The organism is Psychromicrobium ferritrahens, from assembly GCF_043789415.1.
Lineage (GTDB): Bacteria > Actinomycetota > Actinomycetes > Actinomycetales > Micrococcaceae > Renibacterium.
This window is the reverse complement of the sequence record NZ_JBDLLW010000001.1, coordinates 2,090,621-2,106,045: the sequence shown is the minus strand read 5'-3', so window position 1 is coordinate 2,106,045 and position 15,425 is coordinate 2,090,621. Positions and strand designations below refer to the sequence as shown.

Genomic DNA, 15,425 nt, shown 5'->3' with positions numbered 1-15,425 from the left:
CCTCTTCAGCCGGCAACTTTGTAGACCAGGGCCGTCGCCATGGCCGCGACTCCTTCGGAAGCCCCGGTGAAACCGAGCCCGTCGGAGGTTGTGGCAGAGACCGAGACCGGAGCGGCGGCGGCCTCGCTCAAAGCGGCCTCAGCTTCCAGCCGACGTGGACCGAATTTGGGTCGATTAGCAACGAACTGCACCGCGATATTTCCGATTTCGTAGCCTGCGCTCCGAACGATCCGTGCCGCCTCAGCCAGCAACTTCGCTCCGGAAGCCCCGGCGTACTCTGGCCGGTCGGTGCCGAAATGCGTCCCTAGATCACCGACTCCGGCGGCCGAGAACAAAGCGTCCGCAGCCGCATGACAGACGGCGTCGCCGTCGGAATGCCCGCTGAGACCGCGTTCGCCCGGCCAGAACAACCCGGCAAGATGCAGTTCGGTGCCCTCTGCGCCGTAGGCGTGCACATCGATGCCGATTCCGGTGCGCGGCAGCCACTCTCCCGGCATCAGCCTTCCACCAATCGTGGTGCCGCCGGGCCTTCTAATAAGGCTTCGGCGATCAGCAGATCGTTCGGGGTGGTGATCTTCAAGCTCAGCTCTGAACCCCTCACCAGGTAAACCGGAATGCCCTGGGATTCCACCAGCATGGCATCGTCGGTGACAGCTGCCGCCTGGGCATCGGTGAACATCGACGCCGCATCGTGGGCCTTGCGCAATGCCGCGGTCTCAAAGCCCTGCGGGGTCTGAACCGTGCGAAGCGATTCACGCAGCGGGGTTGAACGCACCTGTTCGGTGGCAATTCCCGGCTGTTCCGAGGGGCTGGCCACCTTGATGGTGTCGACGACGGCGAGCACCGGGATAACAGCCCGGGCACCGGCTTGTAAGGCGTGAGCTACTCGATGAAAGACCTCCGCCGGGGTAAGCGCTCGAGCGGCATCGTGCACCAGCACCGCATCGCACTCGGTTCGCAGTGCCTCTAAGGCATTACGGACGGAATCCGCTCTGGTCGATCCGCCGTCCGCAGTGAAGATGGGAACCGCAACCTCGCTCGCCTGCTGGGCCACCAAAGCCGCCAATTCTTGGTCGCCACGAGGAATCACCACGCAGATCTGATCTGCCACCTGGGCATGAATGACCCCGCGCAGAGCGTGACTCAGCATCGGTTCGGCTCCGAGCAGGGCTTTAGCCTTCGGGATGCCCTGGCCGAGGCGTTCCCCGGAACCGGCAGCCACCAGAACAACGGCGATACGCAAAGTCGGCGGAGTTTCCATCCGCCCAGCATATCTGCCAGTTATCCCACTGAGTGTTACTGGAGTTACAGATGTTGCGGCTAAAGCGGAACTTCTGTAACAGGAGCACCACTCAGTGGGACAGCTGGATCAAAATGGCGGGATAGGCGGGATAAGAATGGTTGGAAGTTAAAAAGAAGAGGGGACTCGATCAGATCGAGTCCCCTGAGAGCTTGGTGCAACCCTATGACGCCAGAACTTCGTCCAGCACGGTTGCTGCCTTCTCTTCATCAGTCTTTTCCGCCAGGGCCAATTCCGAGATCAGAATCTGCCGAGCTTTGGCCAGCATGCGCTTTTCACCAGCAGACAAACCGCGATCATGATCGCGGCGCCACAGGTCACGAACTACCTCAGCGACCTTGATGACATCGCCTGAAGCCAACTTCTCCAAGTTCGCTTTGTAGCGGCGCGACCAGTTCGTCGGCTCTTCGGTGAATTCAGCGCGCAATACGTCGAAAACATGCTCCAGACCTGCTTTGTCCACCACATCGCGGACGCCGACCAGATCTACATTCTCTGCCGGTACTTCAATGGTCAGGTCACCCTGGGCCACTTTGAGCTTGAGATACATCTTCTCTACGCCCTTGATGGTGCGCATTTTGATCTCTTCGATCTTCGCTGCACCGTGGTGCGGATAAACTACTGTCTCGCCGACCTCAAAAACCATGTGGATACTCCCTTTCCCGCGTTCTAGTTTATCACGAAATGGTCGCGAAGCCGACGGGAGTTCCCAGCATTGGCGCAGGTCAGCAGCTTAGTCCAGAACTTGGAGAAGCGATTTTGCCTCTTGACGCAGGGCGCAAAAAGTGCATGGAGAAAATGAACAAACACCGGCAAAGTCGAGAGAACCGGCCTTTTGCCGATAGTCTGTCTATGAAAAAAGTTCTATGCCGTCGCGCTGTGAAGATCCAAGGAGAACGTACGTGAAACTCGCTACCAGCAATCGGTGGGTTGCCCCTCGGCGCTTGGTTGCCGTCTCTGTTATCGGCGGGAGCCTGCTCGGCGTCAGCGCGCTGAGTGGCTGCGGCTACATCGCGCCTCAGCAGACCACCGTGGTGTACTCAGCCTCCGACGGCATCCGCCAAGACCTGGGCAGCATCGAACTACGCAATATCCTGCTGGTCTCCGGCGGCGTCGATAAGCCCGGTCGAGTGATCGGTGCGGTCTTCAACACCTCGAAGTCCGATATCAAGGTAACTTTCAACGGCGCGAAGGGCTCGCAGACCGAATTCACGGTCAAGCCCGGCACCCCTTATTACCTCAATGAGGCGAGCGATGCCTCGATCCTGAGTTCGGTCTCAGAGGCTCCCGGCTCATTGGAAACCGTCAAGGTGAGCCAGAACGGCTCAGGCCAAGCCAGCGCGGAACTCAAGATTCCGGTGCTGGACGGAACTCTCGAGGAGTACAAGCCTTACCTTCCCGGTGGCGCTTCCTCCCAGCCGGCTCCTTCCACTGAGCCCTCCAGCGAAACCACCACTTCTGCACCCAGCGGGCACTGAACCAGACCAGACTGGGGACTCTATGCCTCAACTTCCGCCGCTGCTCGTTCTAGGCAGCATCAATCAGGACCTGGTGGCACACACCTCCAGGCTTCCCTCCCCGGGTGAAACCGTAGGAGAGGGAGTGCTGAGCAGCCTCTCGGGAGGAAAAGGCGCCAATCAAGCGGTGGCAGCTGCCCGCCTCGGCTCGCAGGTTCGCCTGATCGGCGCGGTGGGAGACGATGAAGCCGGCCGACGCATCCGGGGTGAACTAACCGCGCTCGGCGTCGATACCTCGCTGGTGACCACCGTTGATGCCGCGACCGGCACTGCGCTCATCGTGGTGGACGACGCCGGAGAAAATCAGATTGCGGTCTGCCCCGGGGCAAACGCACACATCGAGTTCCCCGCCAGCGGGGCCACAGCCACCGCAGTTTTGACCCAGCTCGAGGTACCGATGCAGGTGGTGATGCACGCCGCGAAAACCACCACGGGCTATTTCGCGGTCAATGCCTCACCGGCCCGGCCACTGCCAGCCGAACTGGTCCGTCGCTGCGATCTGGTGATCGTCAATGAATCCGAATACGCCCAGCTGCCGGAGCTGTCCGAAGCGAAATTGGTAGCGGTCACCTATGGCTCCCAAGGTTCAGCACTGTTCAGTGCAGGACGAGAAATATTGCGAGTGCCCGCCCAGGCGGCCGACGTCGTCAATACCGTGGGTGCCGGGGACTCCTATTGCGCCGCGCTCACCCTAGGTCTCGCGGCAGGGTCCGACCCCCTGCTCGTCTTACAGGTGGCGACCGCTGCCGCAGCCGAAGCGGTGGGCCATCCGGCATCTCAACCACCGCTGAAATCCTGGGCGGCCTATGAACACGCCCTCCGAAAGCGCTCTCGTTAAAGGTCCGAAATAGTTAGCGCCCTCAACTGAGGCGGCTTTAGGGCTCGAATTTATAGCCCAGCCCACGAACCGTCACGAGGTGCTTGGGCATTGAAGGATCGGGTTCGATCTTGGAGCGCAATCGCTTCACATGTACATCGAGAGTCTTGGTGTCTCCCACATAGTCCAGCCCCCAGACCCGGTCAATCAGCTGGCCTCTGGTGAGCACTCTGCCCGAGTTGCGCAGCAGCATCTCCAAGAGCTCGAACTCCTTGAGCGGCAGGGAGATCTGATGTCCGTCGACGCTCACTACATGGCGTTCGATATCCATCCGCACCGGGCCGGCCTGCACTGTCGTGGTCATCAATTCATCGGGCTCGCCCTGCCTGCGCAGCACGGCACGCACCCGAGCCACTAGCTCACGGGAGGAATACGGTTTCGTGACATAATCATCGGCCCCCAGTTCCAGGCCGACGACCTTATCGATCTCGGAATCCTTGGCGGTGAGCATGATGACGGGCACCGAAGAGCGGGCCCGCAACTGGCGGCACACCTCGGTTCCCGACTGTCCGGGGAGCTGTAAATCAAGAAGCACCAAATCCGCCCCGGCCCGATCGAATTCCACGATCGCATCCAGGCCGTTATCAACCACCTCGACCTCAAAACCTTCTTTGGCCAGCAAGTAAGACAGCGGGTCAGAAAAGGACTCTTCGTCCTCAACAATCAAAATCCTGCTCACGCAGATACTCCTTGACTCTCATTGTCATTCTCTTGAGGCCCGGCCGAATCAGCCTGGCCCTTTTCCATCTCTGGCAGTCGCACGGTGAAGGTCGATCCGTTCCCGGGCTGGGACCAAACCGTCACCTCACCGCCATGATTGGAAATCACGTGCTTCACGATGCTCAAACCCAATCCGGTTCCTCCGGTCTGCCGGGAGCGTGCCGCATCCACCCGGTAGAAGCGTTCGAAGATCCGTTCTTGTTCCTCAGGCCCGATTCCGTCGCCTTGATCGGAGATCGATACGCTGACCAATCCGCCCCCGGAACGCAGGCCGACCCCGACCTTGGTATTCACCGGTGAATAGCGCACCGCATTGTCGATCAAGTTCCGGAAGGCGGTGACCAGCAGATCGGCGTCCCCGTAGACGGCCTCGGTAACGCTGCCGCCCACCACGATCTCAATGTTCTTACTCTCCGCCTGCAGCTTCGAACGGTCAACCGCATCGCTGATCACGGAGTTGAGGTCCACAGCAGTACCTTGCTGCACGATATCGGCACCCTGCAGTCTGGAGAGCTCGATGATGTCCTGCACCAAAGCGGCCAAGCGGGAGGATTCTTTGTGCATCCGCTGCGCGAAGCGGCGGACTGCTTCCTCGTCCTCCGGAGAGTCTTCAAGGGCCTCTGCCAAGAGCGAGATCGCGCCGACCGGAGTTTTGAGCTCGTGTGAGACATTGGCGACGAAGTCATTGCGAATGGCCTCGGTGCGGGTGATTTCAGTCCGGTCATCGGCGAGCAGCAGAACGTATTCCTCGCCCACCGGCGCAACCCGAACCTGGATGATCAAGGTCCCTTGGCCGAGCGGGCCGCGAGGCAATTCCAGCTCGCGCTCCTCGATCACGCCGTCCCGACGCACCCGCGCCGTCATCTCGAGCAGTTCCTGATGCACCATGGTGTGGCCACGCACCAGGCCGAAGGCATAGGCTCCCGGACTCGCTCTGACGACGCCGTCAACGGCATCCACCACAACGAAGGCCCGGCCGATCACTGCGAGCACCTCGGCGGACCCCGGCGGCAAGGTGGGCTCATCGGCGGCGTTGAGAACTTTACGCTGCCGGTCGCTGAGCATTACCGCAAGCACTCCAAAGGCACCGATGGCAATACCAATCAGTCCAGAAATGACTCCGATAAGCAGGGGGTCCACAGCACTAGCTTATGCTTAGAGCGAGAAGCAGAATCGCCGTTATCCGCCATTCCATGGACGGATTCAACTAACGTTCACTTTCTCGTGTCTGTCCGTTTACGGTCAACTGGAAAGGTTTGGCCTAGGGCTATGACCATTGCGTCTGGCCGGGCAGCAGTAAACTGCGATCAACCGTGAAAGGACGCTCCGTGCGTAAAGTATTCCAGGCCGAGCTCCACCATGTAGGCGAGGAGCTCATTGAGATCTCCACTCTCGTCACCGAGGCCATCGAAAAAGCCAATGAAGCTTTTGTCGGTGCCGATGTAGAACTCGCTCAGGAGGTCATCGCCGCGGATGCACGCATCGACTTCCTGCAGAATGACCTGGATGAACGGGCGATCGACATCCTTGCCCTGCAGGGGCCGGTAGCCTCCGATCTGCGCATCATCGTCGGTTCACTCCGGATGAGCGCTTCATTGGAGCGGATGGGCGACCTTGCCCGCCACGTGGCCCAGCTAGCCCGGCTGCGTTTCCCAGCGAAGGTCATCCCGGCCTCGCTCACCGCTGCTTTCGACGAACTGGCCAGCCTGGATATCCAGATCGCCCGTGATGTCACCGAGCTCTTGAAGACCCGTGAACTCAGCCTGGTGACAGCGATTCTGAATGCGGATGCCCGGCTCAATGAGTTGCACCGCGGCGTCTTCCACGCGATCTCCGCGCCGGAATGGCAGGAAAGCCCGGCAACCACCGCCGACGTCACGCTGGCCAGCCGTTACTTCGAGCGCTTCGGTGATCACGGCATCTCGGTAGCCCGGAAGGTCTCTTATCTGGTCACCGGTCAGTGGCAGCCGGAGAACTTCGCCGACTGATTCGTTCGGCTAAAGAGCATGATCGAGTGTGGAGATCTGCACGCTTCCAATGGTTCAAAGCGTGCAGATCTCCGCACTCGATGCAAAAAGAGGCTTCTTTACTTCTTGCCCTGGTTGGCAACGGCCTGGATTGAGGCGGCTGCGGCCTCGGGGTCCAGGTAGCGACCACCCTTGGTGATCGGCTTGAGCGATTCATCGAGTTCGTAGACCAGCGGAATGCCGGTGGGGATATTGAGTCCCGCAATATCGGCGTCCGAAATCCCATCGAGGTGCTTGACCAAGGAACGCAGTGAATTGCCGTGCGCCGCGATCAGCACTCGCTTTCCGGCGCGCAGATCGACCGATATATCGGACTCCCAGTAGGGAAGCAACCGCTCCAAGACGTCTTTGAGGCATTCAGTACGCGGCAAGGCATCGCCCAGGTCCGCATACCGCGGATCCCCCACCTGCGAGAATTCGGAATCGTCGGCCAGTGGGGGCGGCGGCACATCGTAAGAACGGCGCCACTCCATGAACTGCTCTTCGCCGAACTCGGCGAGTGTCTGCGCTTTATCCTTACCCTGCAAAGCGCCGTAATGACGCTCATTGAGCCGCCAAGAACGCTTCACATCAATCCAGCCGCGATCGGCTTCCGCGAGCGCGAGATTCGCGGTGTTGATCGCGCGTTTCTGCCGTGAGGTGTAGAGGATATCTGGCAGCAGATCGTGCTCCACCAGGAGCTGCCCGCCACGCACTGCCTCGGCCCGGCCCTGATCATTGAGGTCGACGTCCACCCAGCCGGTGAAGAGGTTCTTCGCATTCCATTCACTGTGTCCATGACGCAGCAAGATCAATGAATAAGTCATGTTCCCAAGCCTATCCCCATCCCTTCGCAAAACTCGTCCCTCGTTTCGGGGCCCGCGGGATGTGGGCCCCGTCCGAGGGGCCCGATCAGCCGGTGACGAGGTAAATTTGAGGTGTGGTGCAGCGAGCCCAGAAAATCCAGTCGATGAACTCCGCCAAACCCATCGGAAATATCACCCGGGGCACCACGAACCCCAATAGATTGCGAAGGATCGACCGCTGGTTAGCGGGAACTCAGAGCCGTCGTCTCAAGGCGAGCCGGGAGCCATTGGTGGTCGATCTGGGGTACGGCGCGAGCCCCGCCACCGCCGTCGAGCTCTTCGAGCGACTGATCGAGATCAACCCGGAGCTGCGCGTCACCGGAATCGAGATAGAACCGGAGCGGGTGCTGCTGGCACAGGAAGTCGCCACTGAGCAGTTGTCCTTCATCTTGGGTGGTTTCGAAATTCCCACCCCGCAAAGGCCCTTGATCGTACGTGCCTTCAACGTACTGCGGCAGTACGAGGAGGCGGATGTGGCCGGGATCTGGGCCACGGTCTGCGAGCGGCTCGCTCCCGATGGCCTCTTCGTCGATGGCACCTGTGATGAGATCGGTCGGCGGGCGAGCTGGATCGCCCTGCAGAAAGCCGGTCCGGTCTCACTCACCGTGGCTCAGCGCTTCGGGAGCTTCGAACTGCCTTCCGAGGTTGCCGAACGCCTGCCCAAGGCGCTGATCCACCGGAATCTGCCGGGTGAGAGGATCTACGACTTCCTGCGAGCGCTCGATCAGCACTGGTTGCAGAACTCGGCTTTGGCGCCTTTCGGGAACCGGCAGCGCTGGCAAGCGAGTTGCCGGGGCTTGAAAGATGCGGGCTGGCCCGTTCTAGACGGCCCAGAGCGCTGGCGTCTAGGCGAACTGACGATAGCCTGGCGAGCCGTGGCGCCTCAGTGAATCGGTAACCTCACAGCCGAGCCGAACTGACAGCCGAGCCGACCTCACCAGGGCCCGTAAGGCCCCATCGGACGATTGCCGCCGCGCCGCACATCTCGCAGCGCCGGGCGGACGTCGGCCAGATAAACACCTGCGGCAACGCAAGCGATCAGATTGAGGATCAAGAAGAAACCGAGACCGGGGCCGAAGAGATACAAGGCGCCGACCAGAGCGGAGACGGCCGTGATGCCGGACCAGAATCCTTTATTCCTCTTATCGGCGCGCTCGAATTCACTGGGCTTGGCGATCAGGCAATCGACCAGCGCCCAGAGCTGTATTCCGAGTGCCAGCAGCCCGGCCGCTAGCATGATCCAATAATTGAGTAATCCGGCAATCACGTCTTTAGCCTATCGGGTCCTTGCAAGATTCAGCGCCTGCGACAGGTCTTCCCACAAGTCTTCCGGATTCTCAATCCCCACGCTGAGCCGCAACAGATTCTCCGGAACCGTGTGCGGCTCATTGAGATGACGCCGTCGTCGTTCGATCAAGGATTCCACTCCACCCAGCGAGGTCGCCGGAGTCCACAACCGCAAAGCCGCTACTACGGAGTCAGCGCTGGGCTGCCCGCCGAGGACTTCCACGCAGATCACCGAGCCGAAGCCGTTCATCTGTGCTTTCGCCCTGGCGTGCCCCGGGTCCACCGACAAGCCCGGGTAACGCACTCGGGCAACGGCCGGGTGCGTACGTAGTCGCTCTGCCAGCAGCAGCGCTGTGGCTTGCGAGCGCTCAATCCGCAGAGCCAGAGTACGCAAGCCGCGCAAGGCCAGCCAGGCTTCGAAGGGGCCAGCGATAGCGCCATGGATGGAGCGGTGATGCAACAACCGCTCGCGAAGCCGGGGTTCCGAGGTCACCAGCGCACCGAGTACGACGTCGGAGTGACCGGCCAGGTACTTGGTCACCGAATGCAGCACGATGTCGACGCCGAACTCCAGGGGACGCTGCACCAGCGGGGTGGCAAAGGTATTGTCCATCACCAGGATCACTTCGGGGTTCGCCCGTCTGGCTGCCTCGATGAGCACCGGCAGGTCGGCGATCTCAAGCATCGGGTTGGTAGGGCTCTCCAGCCAGAGCACGCTCACTCCTTCGAGCGCGGCGAGTACCTGATCCGTTTCGGCGATATCAACTTCCCGAACGTCAAACAGACCCTTGGCAGAGAGCTCCCGGGCCATCACGAGCGCGCCTTGATAGGCGTGCCGTGGAATCACCAGCACCCCACCCGGCGGAATCAATTCCATCGCCGCGGAGGCCGCCGCCAGCCCGGAGGAGAACAGCAAACCCGGCAGCGCAGCCCGCTCCAACTCGGCGAGCGCCTGTTCGAAGGGTTCCCAGCTCAGATTCGAATACCTGCCATAGGCACGATCCCCATCGACCACGGGCCCGCTACCGTGATAGGTCGAGGAGAGCACGATGGGCGGATTGACCGCTGCATCGTGCTCTCGTGCGGGTCGCCCCGCGCTCACCACAGTGGTATCCGGGGCATAGCTGAACTCAGCGGGTTCCATCACCTCAGTCTAGGAGCAGCCCACGGCTAAGCCGAGGCTGGGCAGCAAGATGACGCTGTCGGTGGAGGAGCGAAATGTCGGTGAAGCTCGATAGGCTTGAGCGGTGAACACAATTGCCCCTCCGCCCGCAGCAGCTTTGCCGGCTGGCCTCTTCATCGCCCTGGAGGGCGGCGACGGCGCGGGGAAATCGACGCAGGCCGCACTGCTCGCCGAAGCCCTGCGATCAGCGGGTTACGACGTCGTACGAACCAGAGAGCCCGGCGGCACCGAGGTGGGCGAGAAGCTCCGCAGTATTGTGCTGGAGCACGGTCAGGGAGAAATCGACGCACGCACCGAGGCGCTTATTTTCGCCGCGGCCAGGGCAGCTCATGCCGAGCAACTGATCAGGCCCGCACTGGAAGCGGGGAAAATCGTCATTACCGATCGCTATATCGATTCTTCTGTGGCCTACCAGGGTGCCGGGCGCGAACTCGGTGTGGAGCAGATCCGCGAGCTCAATGGATGGGCGACCGTTGGATTGTTGCCCACGATCACCGTGCTACTCGATGTCGCTCCGGATGAGGCGCGGGAACGCCGTGCCGCAGAGCTAGCTGATCGGCTGGAGTCCGAACCGACTGATTTCCATCATCGGATCCGGCAGGCTTTTCTGAGCTTGGCCGAATCCAACCCGGAGCACTATCTGGTGCTCAACGCCCGGTTACCCATTGCGGAACTCCAGCAAGCCATCCTCAAACAGATCCAGGAGCTGCTGTGAGCGTCTGGGATGAACTGCAGGGCCAAGAACCCGTGGTTGCGCAGCTTCGCAAAGCTTCATTGGAAGCTACCCCCACCCATGCCTGGCTGCTCACCGGCCCTCCCGGTTCCGGGCGATCCAATGCGGCAAAAGCTTTTGCCGCCGCATTGATCTGCGAACAAGTGGAAGCTCAGGACCGAGGCTGCGGTCAGTGCCACGCCTGCCACACGGTGCTGGCAGGCACCCACTTGGATGTCACATTCCTGGAGACTGAGAAAACCACGATCAGCATTGAAGAGGCGAGAGAGCTCGTCACCAAGGCTCAGGATCGCCCCGCTTCGGCCCGCTGGCGAATCATCATTATCGGTGACGCCGACCGGATGGTAGAAAGAACCACCAATGTCTTGCTCAAAGCCATTGAAGAGCCACCGCCCCGCACTATCTGGATTCTCTGCGCGCCGAGCCCGGCCGATGTTTTGGTGACCATTCGCTCACGCTGCCGAATGGTCACCCTGCGCATCCCGCCGGTTCAGGACGTCGCCGAACTACTGATCCGGCGGGATGGCATTGAACCTCAGCTCGCCTTGGCCGCCGCCAGAGCAGCCCAGAGCCACGTAGGTATTGCGCGCAGGCTAGCCAGAGACGAAGAGGCCCGGAACCGACGGACCGCGATTGTCCGGCTGCCGCTCGGCCTTCGCGGAGTCTCCGCGGCCGCTCAGGCCGCCGCCTCGCTGATGGAGCTCGCGACGGCGGAAGCAAGTTCTTCAAATGAGGAACGGGATCAAGCGGAGAAAGGGCAGCTGCTTCGTTCCCTCGGCGCACCGGAAAGCGGCACCCTGCCGCCCTCTATGCGGGCCCAGATTCGGCAGCTCGAAGAAGACCAGAAACGACGTTCCAAGCGTTCTATCACCGACACGCTGGATAGGGCGCTCACCGATCTCATTTCGTTCTACCGTGATGTGCTGCTCATTCAGCTCTCCGACAACCAGGCCAAGGACGAGGAACTCGTCAATGCCGGCTTGCGCGAGGACCTGGCTTCCTTCGCCGCTCAGGGGCGATCCGAGCAGACGCTGAACAAGATCGAGACCATCAACGAAGTACGGCGGCGGATCGTGAGTACCAATGTCGCGCCGCTGCTGGCCCTCGAGGCCATGACGGTAAGTCTGCTCTGAGCGGGAGATTCACGCTGAGGCCTTCCGTCCGGGCACCCGGCTGCGAAAGCTGACAGCCACTGCACAGCGGGCAGCGCCAGCGGGACAGGATAAGTTTAAGGGGTACCCCAATGACGCAGGAGCCCACATGAAGACCACTCGTCCGCCCCGGTTGTTCCGCCGCGGTCTCGGATCGCTTGCCCTTGTTTCGGTCGGCTTGCTCGGCATCACCGGCTGCGTGCCGGTCTTTCCCGACGTCGCAGAGCAGGGCAAACAGGGCACCTCGGATCCTTCGGTGACCCAGGATGTGCCAGCTGATCTGTTGAGTTTTTACACCCAGAAGGTGAGCTGGGAATCGTGCGAGCGCTCTTTCCAATGCGCCAAGGTGAAAGTCCCGATGGACTACAGCAATCCGCGGAGCGAGTCGATCGAACTCGCCGTCGTCAGACTTCCCGCACAGGGCAGCAAAACGGGCTCCATCGTGGTGAACCCTGGAGGCCCCGGGAGCTCCGGATACGACATGGTGGTCAATAGCCCGACGATCTTCTCCAACAAGCTCAAATCAGCTTTCGACATCGTCGGTTTTGATCCGAGGGGCGTCCAGCGATCCGCACCAGTGAAGTGCATCAGCGACGCTGAGATCGATGAAGAGCGGCAGAAGACCTACGATCTTGACACCGACGCCGGTCTGAGCAGCTACGAAGCGGAGAATAAAACCGATATCGCGCAGTGCAAGCAGAACACCGGACCGGTTCTGGGATTCATCGACACCGCTTCCTCGGCGAAGGACATGGACATCATCAGGGCTGTTCTGCGGGAGACGAAACTCGACTATCTGGGGTTCTCCTACGGCACCAAGCTGGGCGCTTACTACGCGGAGCAGTTCCCTCAGCGAGTGGGAAAGTTCGTTCTGGACGGGGCGATGGATCCCTCCCTGGGAGTCGAGGGGATCGGCATGGGTCAGGCCAAGGCCTTCGAAGCTGCCCTGCACTCCTGGGCCGAGAACTGCGTGCAGTCCGCCGACTGCCCGGTGCGGGGCAGCGCTGATGAAGCTGTGCAGCAGATCAGGGAACTCAATGAGAGCTATCAGAAGACCCCGCAGCGGACCCGAGATGGGCGTCTGCTGACCGGCGCTGGGTTCAGCTCAGGACTCTCCTTGGCGATGTACTCCACCGATCTCTGGGATGTGCTGAAGAAGGCACTCAGCGACGCTATGGCTGGGGATCCGAATGGGATGATGTCGCTCGCCGATTACGCTGCGGACCGGGACCCGAATTCGGGTAAATACAATTCAAACTCCACTTTCGCCTTCACTGCCATCAACTGCCTGGACTACCCGATGACGAGCGATGTGGCAGCGATGCGGGCTGAATCGAAAGCTCTGCAGGCAGCTTCTCCGACCTTCGGCAAGTACTTCGGCTATTCCGGCCTCAGCTGCAAGGACTGGCCCTATCAGTCGAAGCTCACCCCGCACCCCATTAAGGCCCAGGGCACCGGGCCCATTGTGGTGATCGGTACCACGAGAGACCCCGCAACGCCCTATCAATGGGCCGAGGCTTTGAGCAAGCAGTTGAGCTCTGGGGTCCTGGTGACCTGGAACGGCGACGGGCACACCGCCTATGGCCGCTCCAACGCCTGCATCACGAGCGCCGTCGATTCGTATTACCTCGACGGAACCACACCGCAAGACGGCTTGAAGTGCTGAACCAGGGAAACGCTGCCTGGCCGAAGCACTGAGATTCAACCGATCCTGGACACCACGGCATTTTTCAGACCGCTGAGCACGGCCGGCACCTCGGCGATTGAGCCCAGCACATCGTGGGCGCCAGCGGCGCGCAAGGCTGGGCCCTGATGACTGCCGGTCAGTACGCCGAGCACCAGAGACGCACCCGCTCGGCGGCCCGACTGAATATCGGAGGTGGTGTCACCGATCACCACGGTCTCCCGCACGTCGTCCAGGTCCAGAGCGAGGACTGCGGTCAGGATCATGTCCGGATAAGGGCTGCCCCGGCCCGCATCGGCCGGGCACAGACTCAGATCGGCTAGGCCCATCCAGCCCAGGGACTCCAGCATGCTGTTCTGGGTGTGGCGAGCGAATCCGGTGGTCAGGCAGACCTTCACCCCAGACTCGCGCAGATAGGCGATGGTGCTTTCGGCGCCGGGTAGCGGCAGTAAATTACCGCTGGCGATCGCTTCGTCGTAGCCGATTTCAAAGGCCCGATTGACCCGGGCGGCCTGCCCGGCGTCATCCTTGAAGAGCTGATTGAAGACGTCGATCTTGGAGATGCTCATGGTGTCTCGCAGGTGGCAGAGCATCTTCCGATACCGCTCGCTTCCCGGGAAAATCCCTTCCGGGGCCACCGCGGATTCGAAAGCACGTTCCACCAAGCCGTTGTCCGAAACAGTCGTTCCGGTCATGTCCAATACCGCCAGTTTTGGCTGAGGCCTCGACCTGTCCAGTGCTGAGGTCACGCTGTCAAAGCTCACGCCGCTCCCATCGTTGCTAGTGCAGGCGCTTCCAGGCCTCGCACCGTGCTTTACTCTCCATCGTGGGCTTGCCGGCGGGCTATGCGCTGAATGCTGGGCGAAACCCGGGTGAACAGCGGCAAAACGTTTTGACCCAGCACGCCTCGTCCCCTAAAGTTGATTCTTGCGTCACCTCAGCGGTTTTGAAGTGCGCAGGCCTCCTTAGCTCAGTCGGTAGAGCGTTTCACTCGTAATGAAAAGGTCAACAGTTCGATTCTGTTAGGAGGCTCAGTTTCTTGGCTGAGTCAATATGCTCGCTCACTTGCCCGGCCCGGCGGATCACCGCATCGGGCGAGGGATTCTGATCCATTAGCCTGACCATCGCCACTGCCTCAGCTGCGGTGGCGAGAGCCGTTCCAGCACGGGTCAATTCCCGGTGAATCTCGGTGAACAACCCTCGCGGGATGTCTAAGCCCTCGCTGGGTGACAGCCGCTGAGCGGAGGTACAGATCTCACGGACCACCGGTAGGAGATCCGCGAGCTGATTGGCTACCGGGATCAGATCCTGGCGGAGTTCTTGATCGGTGATCCCTTCGAGCATCTGATGGAACCGGTCCAGGCCGCGCCGGAAACGATCATGGGCTCGCCGCCAGAGACCCTTGCCGAGTTCGGACTCATCCCGTCGAGCGGCCACTAACCTGCCGAAAAACGCCATCGGCGGTTAGAGGTACTGACCTGGTGAGGGCACTCCATCATCATGAGCAGCTGGCTTGGTCGGGCTGACTGCCGGAGCCCGCTGCGGTTCGCCGTTCTCCCCGATGATCACCCCGGGAGCGATCATTGTTCCCGGCGGAAGCTGCCGGAGCTGAGCTTGCGCCGCGTTTTGCTGATTCGCCAACTGCTGAGCCGCCAGGGCTGTTTGGATTCCGTGGAACAGGCCTTCCAACCAGCCCACCAACTGCGCTTGGGCTATCCGCAGTTCCGCCTCAGAAGGTACCTCGTCATCGCTGAACGGCAAGGTGATCCGATGCAACTCCTGCATCAGATCGGGGGATAAACCATCTTCGAGTTCTTTGATGGAACGTTCGTGAATTTCGGCCAACCGGGTCCTGGCCGCTTCATCCAGGGGTGCGCTCTTAACCTCTTCGAGCAACTGCCGGATCATGGTTCCGATCCGCATCACCTTTGCGGGTTCCTCGACCAAACCCAGCAGCGCCGGATGCGAGGCACGCTGAGCTGCTTCCGGTTGTTCGGATTCCTGCTGCTCGAGGAAACCTTCGGCCACCGTTTCTGAATTTTCATCGTGAACGTCGCTCATGGTGTTATCTTCTCACGCCGCTTAGCCCTCAGTAGCAAGA

18 protein-coding genes and 1 tRNA gene are annotated in these 15,425 nt (G+C 61.0%); 8 read left to right on the top strand and 11 right to left on the bottom strand.

Annotation, left to right across the window (positions count from 1 at the left end; translation table 11 throughout):
* Positions 1-5 precede the first annotated feature (5 nt).
* The 3 genes from ispF to ABDK06_RS09660 all read right to left on the bottom strand — a co-directional run bounded on the left by ispF (position 6) and on the right by ABDK06_RS09660 (position 1,946).
* Positions 6-497, bottom strand: coding sequence for a 2-C-methyl-D-erythritol 2,4-cyclodiphosphate synthase (ispF, locus tag ABDK06_RS09670; protein ID WP_394940745.1), 492 nt, complete (start codon positions 495-497; stop codon positions 6-8).
* Entirely contained in the window at positions 497-1,261 is a 765-nt protein-coding gene (gene ispD / locus ABDK06_RS09665; RefSeq protein WP_394940744.1) for a 2-C-methyl-D-erythritol 4-phosphate cytidylyltransferase, read from the bottom strand. The genes ispF and ispD overlap by 1 nt, the downstream gene beginning before the upstream one ends.
* Positions 1,262-1,463: 202 nt before the next feature.
* Complete coding sequence (locus ABDK06_RS09660; protein WP_394940743.1) at positions 1,464-1,946, bottom strand: CarD family transcriptional regulator; 483 nt, start codon at positions 1,944-1,946, stop codon at positions 1,464-1,466.
* A 256-nt stretch (positions 1,947-2,202) separates the two neighbouring features.
* On the opposite strand from ABDK06_RS09660, the gene ABDK06_RS09655 reads away from it, so the two are divergent.
* Both ABDK06_RS09655 and ABDK06_RS09650 read left to right on the top strand, forming a co-directional pair.
* A complete protein-coding gene (locus ABDK06_RS09655) occupies positions 2,203-2,778 on the top strand; it encodes a hypothetical protein (RefSeq protein ID WP_394940742.1) in 576 nt (191 codons plus the stop codon).
* Positions 2,779-2,800: 22 nt separating this feature from the next.
* Entirely contained in the window at positions 2,801-3,655 is an 855-nt protein-coding gene (locus ABDK06_RS09650; protein ID WP_394940741.1) for a ribokinase, read from the top strand.
* A gap of 37 nt (positions 3,656-3,692) precedes the next feature.
* Here ABDK06_RS09650 and ABDK06_RS09645 read toward each other — a convergent pair whose 3' ends face one another.
* Both ABDK06_RS09645 and ABDK06_RS09640 read right to left on the bottom strand, forming a co-directional pair.
* Entirely contained in the window at positions 3,693-4,373 is a 681-nt protein-coding gene (locus tag ABDK06_RS09645) for a response regulator (protein WP_394940740.1), read from the bottom strand.
* Positions 4,370-5,554: a sensor histidine kinase gene (locus ABDK06_RS09640; RefSeq protein WP_394940739.1), complete on the bottom strand. Its 1,185-nt coding sequence runs from the start codon at positions 5,552-5,554 to the stop codon at positions 4,370-4,372. The genes ABDK06_RS09645 and ABDK06_RS09640 overlap by 4 nt, the downstream gene beginning before the upstream one ends.
* 188 nt (positions 5,555-5,742) lie before the next feature.
* Here ABDK06_RS09640 and phoU point away from each other — a divergent pair, with 188 nt between their 5' ends.
* Positions 5,743-6,402, top strand: coding sequence for a phosphate signaling complex protein PhoU (gene phoU / locus ABDK06_RS09635; RefSeq protein ID WP_394940738.1), 660 nt, complete (start codon positions 5,743-5,745; stop codon positions 6,400-6,402).
* A 98-nt stretch (positions 6,403-6,500) separates the two neighbouring features.
* On the opposite strand, the gene ABDK06_RS09630 is transcribed toward phoU, so the two are convergent.
* On the bottom strand, positions 6,501-7,247 hold the full coding sequence (locus ABDK06_RS09630; RefSeq protein ID WP_394940737.1) for a phosphoglyceromutase: 747 nt from the start codon (positions 7,245-7,247) through the stop codon (positions 6,501-6,503).
* Positions 7,248-7,360: 113 nt separating this feature from the next.
* On the opposite strand from ABDK06_RS09630, the gene ABDK06_RS09625 reads away from it, so the two are divergent.
* Positions 7,361-8,176, top strand: a complete 816-nt coding sequence (locus ABDK06_RS09625; protein ID WP_394940736.1) for a methyltransferase domain-containing protein — start codon at positions 7,361-7,363, stop codon at positions 8,174-8,176.
* A 44-nt stretch (positions 8,177-8,220) separates the two neighbouring features.
* On the opposite strand, the gene ABDK06_RS09620 is transcribed toward ABDK06_RS09625, so the two are convergent.
* A complete protein-coding gene (locus ABDK06_RS09620; protein WP_394940735.1) occupies positions 8,221-8,553 on the bottom strand; it encodes a DUF2516 family protein in 333 nt (110 codons plus the stop codon).
* Between the two features lie 9 nt (positions 8,554-8,562).
* A complete protein-coding gene (locus tag ABDK06_RS09615) occupies positions 8,563-9,717 on the bottom strand; it encodes a trans-sulfuration enzyme family protein (RefSeq protein WP_394940734.1) in 1,155 nt (384 codons plus the stop codon).
* A 103-nt stretch (positions 9,718-9,820) separates the two neighbouring features.
* On the opposite strand from ABDK06_RS09615, the gene tmk reads away from it, so the two are divergent.
* The 3 genes from tmk to ABDK06_RS09600 all read left to right on the top strand — a co-directional run bounded on the left by tmk (position 9,821) and on the right by ABDK06_RS09600 (position 13,306).
* The gene (gene tmk / locus ABDK06_RS09610; RefSeq protein ID WP_394940733.1) at positions 9,821-10,471 is read left to right on the top strand and encodes a dTMP kinase; all 651 of its coding nucleotides are present in this window, start codon (positions 9,821-9,823) and stop codon (positions 10,469-10,471) included.
* Positions 10,468-11,622: a DNA polymerase III subunit delta' gene (locus ABDK06_RS09605; RefSeq protein WP_394940732.1), complete on the top strand. Its 1,155-nt coding sequence runs from the start codon at positions 10,468-10,470 to the stop codon at positions 11,620-11,622. Before tmk ends, ABDK06_RS09605 begins: the two co-directional genes overlap by 4 nt.
* A 127-nt stretch (positions 11,623-11,749) precedes the next feature.
* Positions 11,750-13,306, top strand: coding sequence for an alpha/beta hydrolase (locus tag ABDK06_RS09600; protein WP_394940731.1), 1,557 nt, complete (start codon positions 11,750-11,752; stop codon positions 13,304-13,306).
* A 35-nt stretch (positions 13,307-13,341) separates the two neighbouring features.
* Here ABDK06_RS09600 and ABDK06_RS09595 read toward each other — a convergent pair whose 3' ends face one another.
* Positions 13,342-14,073: an HAD-IA family hydrolase gene (locus tag ABDK06_RS09595; protein WP_394940831.1), complete on the bottom strand. Its 732-nt coding sequence runs from the start codon at positions 14,071-14,073 to the stop codon at positions 13,342-13,344.
* 210 nt (positions 14,074-14,283) lie between these two features.
* On the opposite strand from ABDK06_RS09595, the gene ABDK06_RS09590 reads away from it, so the two are divergent.
* A tRNA-Thr gene (locus ABDK06_RS09590) sits at positions 14,284-14,356 on the top strand.
* Here the strand turns inward: ABDK06_RS09590 and ABDK06_RS09585 are convergent.
* The gene (locus ABDK06_RS09585; protein WP_394940730.1) at positions 14,330-14,782 is read right to left on the bottom strand and encodes a hypothetical protein; all 453 of its coding nucleotides are present in this window, start codon (positions 14,780-14,782) and stop codon (positions 14,330-14,332) included. The genes ABDK06_RS09590 and ABDK06_RS09585 overlap by 27 nt on opposite strands.
* A 6-nt stretch (positions 14,783-14,788) precedes the next feature.
* Entirely contained in the window at positions 14,789-15,385 is a 597-nt protein-coding gene (locus ABDK06_RS09580) for a bacterial proteasome activator family protein (protein ID WP_394940729.1), read from the bottom strand.
* Between the last annotated feature and the right edge of the window lie 40 nt (positions 15,386-15,425).

Coding starts and splice junctions, on each gene's coding strand:
- ispF (WP_394940745.1), bottom strand. CDS start 497: ATGCCGGGAGAGTGGCTGCCGCGCACCGGAATCGGCATCGATGTGCAC.
- ispD (WP_394940744.1), bottom strand. CDS start 1,261: ATGGAAACTCCGCCGACTTTGCGTATCGCCGTTGTTCTGGTGGCTGCC.
- ABDK06_RS09660 (WP_394940743.1), bottom strand. CDS start 1,946: ATGGTTTTTGAGGTCGGCGAGACAGTAGTTTATCCGCACCACGGTGCA.
- ABDK06_RS09650 (WP_394940741.1), top strand. CDS start 2,801: ATGCCTCAACTTCCGCCGCTGCTCGTTCTAGGCAGCATCAATCAGGAC.
- ABDK06_RS09630 (WP_394940737.1), bottom strand. CDS start 7,247: ATGACTTATTCATTGATCTTGCTGCGTCATGGACACAGTGAATGGAAT.
- ABDK06_RS09615 (WP_394940734.1), bottom strand. CDS start 9,717: ATGGAACCCGCTGAGTTCAGCTATGCCCCGGATACCACTGTGGTGAGC.
- ABDK06_RS09600 (WP_394940731.1), top strand. CDS start 11,750: ATGAAGACCACTCGTCCGCCCCGGTTGTTCCGCCGCGGTCTCGGATCG.
- ABDK06_RS09585 (WP_394940730.1), bottom strand. CDS start 14,782: ATGGCGTTTTTCGGCAGGTTAGTGGCCGCTCGACGGGATGAGTCCGAA.
- ABDK06_RS09580 (WP_394940729.1), bottom strand. CDS start 15,385: ATGAGCGACGTTCACGATGAAAATTCAGAAACGGTGGCCGAAGGTTTC.